General features: G+C 67.1%; 5 protein-coding genes. 1 reads left to right on the top strand and 4 read right to left on the bottom strand.

Going from position 1 to position 2,820, the window contains the following annotated elements:
* From AC5JJ6_RS07410 to AC5JJ6_RS07395, 4 genes are all read right to left on the bottom strand, one after another.
* The coding region (locus AC5JJ6_RS07410; RefSeq protein ID WP_496041421.1) for a hypothetical protein at window positions 1-405 on the bottom strand (405 nt) is incomplete at its 3' end.
* Entirely contained in the window at window positions 402-1,058 is a 657-nt protein-coding gene (locus AC5JJ6_RS07405; protein ID WP_496041420.1) for a cysteine hydrolase family protein, read from the bottom strand. The genes AC5JJ6_RS07410 and AC5JJ6_RS07405, both read right to left, overlap by 4 nt.
* Window positions 1,059-1,125: 67 nt before the next feature.
* Window positions 1,126-2,016: a MurR/RpiR family transcriptional regulator gene (locus tag AC5JJ6_RS07400; protein WP_496041419.1), complete on the bottom strand. Its 891-nt coding sequence runs from the start codon at window positions 2,014-2,016 to the stop codon at window positions 1,126-1,128.
* A gap of 118 nt (window positions 2,017-2,134) precedes the next feature.
* Window positions 2,135-2,422: a response regulator gene (locus AC5JJ6_RS07395; RefSeq protein WP_496041418.1), complete on the bottom strand. Its 288-nt coding sequence runs from the start codon at window positions 2,420-2,422 to the stop codon at window positions 2,135-2,137.
* 19 nt (window positions 2,423-2,441) lie between these two features.
* Between AC5JJ6_RS07395 and AC5JJ6_RS07390 the strand changes: the two genes are divergently transcribed.
* Window positions 2,442-2,820 (top strand): hypothetical protein (locus tag AC5JJ6_RS07390; protein ID WP_496041417.1); only part of this gene is annotated, 379 nt, incomplete at its 3' end.

The following is a 2,820-nucleotide window of genomic DNA, read 5'->3' as shown; positions in this document are numbered from 1 at the left end:
CTCGCCGGCAAGCTGGAACTCCTGTTCGAACGCCGCGAGCACGCCAAGGCCGGTCGCCTGCTTCAAAGCGGCGAGCGCTTCCTTCAGCCGGGTGCGCGGGCAGCCCTGCCAGCTCGTGCCGTCCAGTTCCACGATGTCGCCCATGACCATGTCGAACGGCGTCGCGGCCCCGGTCTTCGCCGTGGTGTAGCGGGCGGCGGTATCCGGAACGATGCGCAGGTCGCCGGTCGATCCCCAGGGGTTCGGATCGCAGATCGAGTTGAAGGCGGTGAGGCAGAGGTTGGCCGGGACCCAGCCGACGCCTGCTTCGGCGAACCGGTCCAGCCGGTCGGCCGGGACCGGCCGTCCGCGCGTTATCGCGGCAAGGTCGGTGGTGACGATGCTGACCAGGGGAGTGTCCATCATGCCGCTCCCCGGTCGCGGGCCAAGGCGTCGAAACGGGCGGCGACGGTCGCGGTATCGGTCACCCAGCAGTAGCCGCCGAACGCCTTCAGCGCGGTCGCATGCCGCTCCGGCGTCGGCGAGGCGCAGGCGTCGGACACGCAGGTCACCAGATAGCCCCGGTCGGCGCCGTCGCGGACCGTCATGTCGACGCACTGGTCGGTCAGGATGCCGGCGACCACCAGATAGCGGATGCCGAGGTTCTTCAGCAGGTAGTCGATGTTGGTCGAGTTGAAGACGCCCGACGAGGTCTTGGGCAGCAGGATCTCGTCGCCGACCGGGGCCAGATCCGGCGGCGGCAGGCCCTCCTTCAGGCTGGGCGGGATGTGGATCGGCGTAAGCTTATGGTCGAGCGAGCGGTCGCGGCCATCCTCGGTCAGGCTCTGGATGATGGTATGCAGCACCTCGACCCCGGCGGCGCGGGCGCTTTTCAGAAGCCGGCGCTGGTTCGGGATCACGCGCTCCGCCGTTTCCCGGTAGAAGTAATGGTCGGAGGTCCAGTCCGCATGCCCCGGATCGAGACCCGGTTCCAGCCAGATCCGCTGCATGTCGACGAGCAGGAGCGCCGTCCTGCCGGGTTCGAAGGGTGCGTCGCGGCGCGGTAGGGTTTCTGCCATGTCGGTGCTCCGGGTGTCTCGGTATTCAAAAAAGGGACGGGGGAGGGTGAAGGGTCCGGCCGATCCGTCAGGACCGTTCGCCGCCGGCGGACGGAGGTGCGGGATCGTTCAGCGTGATGGCGTTGGCATTGCGGATCCGCTCTATCGCCTCGATCCTGCCGCGGCCGGCATCGCCGTAGCGGCTGATCGCGTGGGCCACGACGGCTTCCATCTGGGCGACGGCGGGCGCCAGCGTGTCGTAGGGCGACTCCGCCTCGGTCGGGACCACCAGGCTGACGGCGGCGAAACTTGCGACCGGCGACAGCCAGATGTCGGTGAACAGCAGGATGCGGACGCCGCGCGCGGCGGCCTGCGTCGCGAAGCTGACGACGTCGGACTGGTAGCGGCGGTAATCGAAGACGACGAGCAGGTCCTTCTTTCCCAGGTCGACCAGGGCGTCGAACTTCTCCGGCGCCAGCGTACCCAGATCGCGGACACCCGTGCGGAACTGGATCAGGTATCCGGCCAGCATCGCCGCCAAGCTGCGGCTGAAGCGCCCGCCGAGCAGGACCACCTGCCCCTTGGTTTCCCATAGCAGGCTTGCCGCCCGGTCGTAATTCTGGATCGGAACGGCGCTCTGGGTCTGTTCGAGATTGCGCGTCACGGAAACCAGATAGCCCTGTGCCGCACTCTCGGCCACGCCGGCACGCTTGGCTTCCATCATCAGCAGGGGGGAGTGGAGATGCGCTTCGACCTCGGCAAGGAGCTTCGCCTGAAAATCCTGAAAGCCGTCGAAGCCGAGCTTGGCGACGAGCCGGGTCACCGTCGGGTCGCTCACCCCGGCCTTGCGGGCAAGGCTGGTCGCCGTTCCGAAGCCGGAGAACGGACAGTCGGAAAGCAGCACCTGGACGATCCTGGCTTCCGACGGCGTCAGCGCCAATCCCGCTTTCGTCAGCACGTCCCGAAGCCGCAAACCCATGATCGTGCCCCATCCTGATCTGAAATATTTTTTTTCAGAATGGTAAATATCTGTCAACTATGAAGAGATTTCGACGGTGCGGGTCTTGTGCCGGCCCGGGTCGGCGGGCCTGACGGTGTCAGCCCTCCTTGTGCCCGCCGCCCGGCGAGCGGTCTCCCCGGAGCTTGGGGCGGTTCAGGGCGGCATTGATGCGGCCGGCAAGTTCGGTCCGGCGGTAAGGCTTGCCGATCAGGTCCATGCCGGCCGCCCGCTGGCCGTCGGTTACCAGATCCTCGTTGTATCCCGTGGTAAACAGGACCGACAGGCCGGGCCGTATCCGCTGGGCCTCCCCGGCAAGAGCCATCCCGTTCATGCTTCCCGGCATGATGAGGTCGGTGAAGAGGAGATCGAGCGGGCAGCGACGCATAGTCGCCGGGAGGCAGATGATGTGCCGGGGCGTCGGCGTCGCCGCCGATCTGCAACGGCTCGGTCGTGATCGTGAACAGCCCAAGCTGGTCGAGCGCATGGCGATGGGCGACGGCAAGACGTCGCTCTACGACAACGGGTTCTACAACATCGGCGTCCGGCCGGTTCAGGAGGACCTGGGCGGCGGTACCGATCCGTGGGGAGCGCCCCTGTCCTTCTCGAAGCAGTGGGTCCTGGGCCGGAAGGCGGACTCCTTCCTGGTCGATCCCTGCTCCTTCGACGTGCTGTTCCCGGGATCACAAGGCCGATACTGTCAAGAAGGACGGCCGGCTGGCCGACCGCCTGCGGGTGCTGAACGCGACCGGAGCCTCGGGCTACCCGGCCAACCGCTGCCCCGAC

It is taken from the genome of Skermanella sp., assembly GCF_059503625.1.
This window is presented reverse-complemented; position numbering and strand designations above follow the sequence as displayed.

Excerpts from the sequence above, each read along its gene's own strand:
- AC5JJ6_RS07395 (WP_496041418.1), bottom strand. The coding sequence starts at position 2,422 with ATGCGTCGCTGCCCGCTCGATCTCCTCTTCACCGACCTCATCATGCCG.
- AC5JJ6_RS07405 (WP_496041420.1), bottom strand. The coding sequence starts at position 1,058 with ATGGCAGAAACCCTACCGCGCCGCGACGCACCCTTCGAACCCGGCAGG.
- AC5JJ6_RS07400 (WP_496041419.1), bottom strand. The coding sequence starts at position 2,016 with ATGGGTTTGCGGCTTCGGGACGTGCTGACGAAAGCGGGATTGGCGCTG.